This window comes from Streptomyces sp. SID10853 (genome assembly GCF_010548145.1).
In the GTDB taxonomy this organism is placed as follows: Bacteria; Actinomycetota; Actinomycetes; order Streptomycetales; family Streptomycetaceae; genus Streptomyces.
Genome location: NZ_JAAGLN010000420.1, coordinates 1 through 2,927 on the forward strand (window position 1 = coordinate 1; position 2,927 = coordinate 2,927).

General features: G+C 71.7%; 3 protein-coding genes. All 3 read left to right on the forward strand.

The genetic code is table 11. From position 1 onward, the window contains the following. Window positions 1–316 (forward strand): (2Fe-2S)-binding protein (locus tag G3I19_RS35770; protein WP_164267846.1); only part of this gene is annotated, 316 nt, incomplete at its 5' end. Window positions 317–531: 215 nt separating this feature from the next. Next, window positions 532–1,899, forward strand: a complete 1,368-nt coding sequence (locus G3I19_RS35775; protein WP_164267847.1) for an alpha-amylase family protein — start codon at window positions 532–534, stop codon at window positions 1,897–1,899. Window positions 1,900–2,089: 190 nt separating this feature from the next. After that, a partial coding sequence (locus G3I19_RS35780) for a putative protein N(5)-glutamine methyltransferase (protein ID WP_164267848.1) occupies window positions 2,090–2,927 on the forward strand: 838 nt, incomplete at its 3' end.

Below are 2,927 nucleotides of genomic sequence, written 5' to 3' on the forward strand. Positions count from 1 at the left end.
ACCGTTCGACGCAGCCCTGCGGACCCGGTACGGCCTCTCGCCGCACACGCTGCGGGGCAACGCGGCGTCCGCCCTGGTCGGAGCGGTGCGCGTACTGACCGGCCGGCGGCCGGACACCGAGGCGCGGGCCACCGCCCTGGCGGCCGCCGTGCTGGCGGGCGAACCCCTCGCGGGCAGCGGCGACTTCATCGTCGAGGAGGGTCTGGGCTTCGCGTTCCTGCGCAACAGCTGCTGCCTCTACTACCGGGCCCCGGGCGGCAGCCTCTGCGGCGACTGCGTACTGCGGCATCCGCTCAGCGGCCGGCCCGCCGGCTAGGACCTGACCGGGACCGACCGCAGCCCACATGGCCGCCGCCCGCCCCGTCGACGCCCCACTCGGTAAGAGTTTTCTGCAACTTGCAGGAAACTTTTGCGCAAACTCTTGAAGTGCTCATGCCTTAGCGGCAGGCTCCTCACCGTCTCCCCCACGGCGGTCACCCGCACCCGGCCGCCCGGGACACCGCTCTGCCCCACGACGAAGGAGCCACACCGATGCGCAACCGTCTGATCGGCGTATCCATGGCCGGGGTGATGGCCGCCGGCGGCCTGCTCGCCCTCACCCCGCTGTCCGCGCAAGCCGCGCCGCCCGGCGACCGGACCGTCACCGCGACGCTCTTCGAGCGCCCGTACGCGGACGTCGGCAAGATCTGCACGGACTCGCTCGGCCCGTCCGGTTACGGATACGTCGAGGTGTCGCCCGCCACCGAGCACATCGCGGGACCCCAGTGGTGGACCTCGTACCAGCCGGTGAGTTACCGGATCGCCGGGCGGCTCGGGGACGCGGACGCGTTCCAGTCCATGGTCAGCGCGTGCCACGCGGCCGGCGTCAAGGTGATCGCCGACGCCGTCATCAACCACATGTCGTCCGGCTCGGGTACCGGGACCGGCGGCACGCAGTACAGCAAGTACGACTACCCCGGCACCTACAGCGACGCGGACTTCCACACGTGCCGCCAGGACATCACCGACTACACCAACCGCGAGAACGTCCAGACCTGCGAACTGGTCGGCCTGGCCGACCTCGACACCGGCAGCGACTACGTCCGGACCACCATCGCCAACTACCTCACCGGCCTGCGGAAGATGGGCGTCGACGGATTCCGTGTCGACGCGGCGAAGCACATGGCCGCCGCCGATCTGCAGGGCATCAAAAGCAAGATGGCCGACCCGGGCTTCTGGGTCTCGGAGGTCATCTACGGCAGCGGGGAGGCGGTGCAGCCCGAGGAGTACACGGGCCTCGGCGACGTCGACGAATTCCGCTACGGCACCCACATCAAGAGCGCCTTCCAGGGCGGCGACCTCGGCGGTCTGCAGAACGTCGCCGACGGGAAGCTGCCCGGTGACCAGGCCACCACGTTCGTCGACGACTGGGACACCGAGCGCAACGGCTCGACGCTCAGCTACAAGGACGGCGACACCTACAAGCTCGCCAACGCCTTCATGCTGGCGCACCCCTACGGTTCGCCGAACGTCTTCTCCGGCTACGAGTGGAGCGACCCGGACGCGGGCCCGCCGAGCGGCACCGACGGCTGGACCAATATGCACGCGGACCCGGAGATCACCGGGATGGTCGGTTTCCACAACGCCGTCGGCGACGCGGCGGTGACCGACTGGTGGTCGCAGGGCAGCGCCATAGCGTTCGGACGCGGCGCCAAGGGCTTCGTCGCGCTCAACGACGGGGACGGTGACCTCCAGCAGACGTTCACCACGTCACTGCCCGGCGGCACGTACTGCAACGTCGCCAAGGCGTCCGCCGACAACTGCGCGGGCAACACGGTGACGGTGGGCGACGACGGCAAGGTCACCGCGACGGTCCCGGCCAAGGGTGTGCTCGCCCTGGACACCGCCGCCACGTCGTAGGCCACGGAAGGCGAGGAGCCGGGGGAGGCGGCAGTGCGCTCATGTACTGTTGCCTCCCCACGCCCGTGGACCGTACCGAGGAGGTGAGCCCCATTACCGCTGCAGCAGGCCGGGCGCTCCCCCTCACGGCCGTGCGGTTCATCTGACCCAGGTGACCGAGGGAGCCCCACAGGTATCCCGAAAGGCTCATATGCCGGTCCCACCCGTACCACTGTCACCTCCGTCACCCCAGTCGCCGTTGCCGCTCCCCGCGGTCGTCGCCAGGCTCCGGGCCGCCGGCTGTGTCTTCGCCGAGGACGAGGCGGAGCTGCTCGTCTCCGCCGCCCGCGACGCCGCCGAGCTGGCCGCCATGGCCGACCGGCGCGCCCTGGGACTCCCCCTCGAACACGTGCTGGGCTGGGCCGAGTTCTGCGGGCTGCGCGTCATGGTGGACGCCGGTGTCTTCGTACCGCGGCGCCGCACCGAGTTCCTTGTCGAGCAGGCCGTCGCCCTCGCCCCGCCGGGGGCCGTCGTGGTCGACCTGTGCTGCGGCTCGGGTGCCCTGGGCGCCGCGCTCGCCGCCGCGCTGGACGGGGCGGAACTGCACGCCACCGATGTCGACCCGGCCGCGGTGCGCTGCGCCCGGCGCAATGTCGCCGCTGCCGGGGGCCGGGTGTACGAGGGCGACCTCTACGCACCGCTGCCGCGCTCGCTGCGCGGGCGCGTCGACATCCTGCTGGCCAATGTGCCGTATGTGCCCACGGAGGAGATCGAGTTGCTGCCGGCCGAGGCCCGGGTGCACGAGGCACGCGTCGCGCTCGACGGCGGCGCGGACGGTCTCGACGTACTGCGGCGGGTGACCGCGGTAGCGCTGCCCTGGCTGGCGCCGGGCGGGCACCTGCTGTTCGAGACCAGCGAACGGCAGGCGCCCGCGGCCGTACGGACCGTCACCGCGGACGGCCTGTCCGCGCGGGTGGCCGACTGCGCGGAGCGGTACGCCACCGTCGTCATCGGGACGCGCGGTACGGGCAGCCGGGCGACCGGGGCTG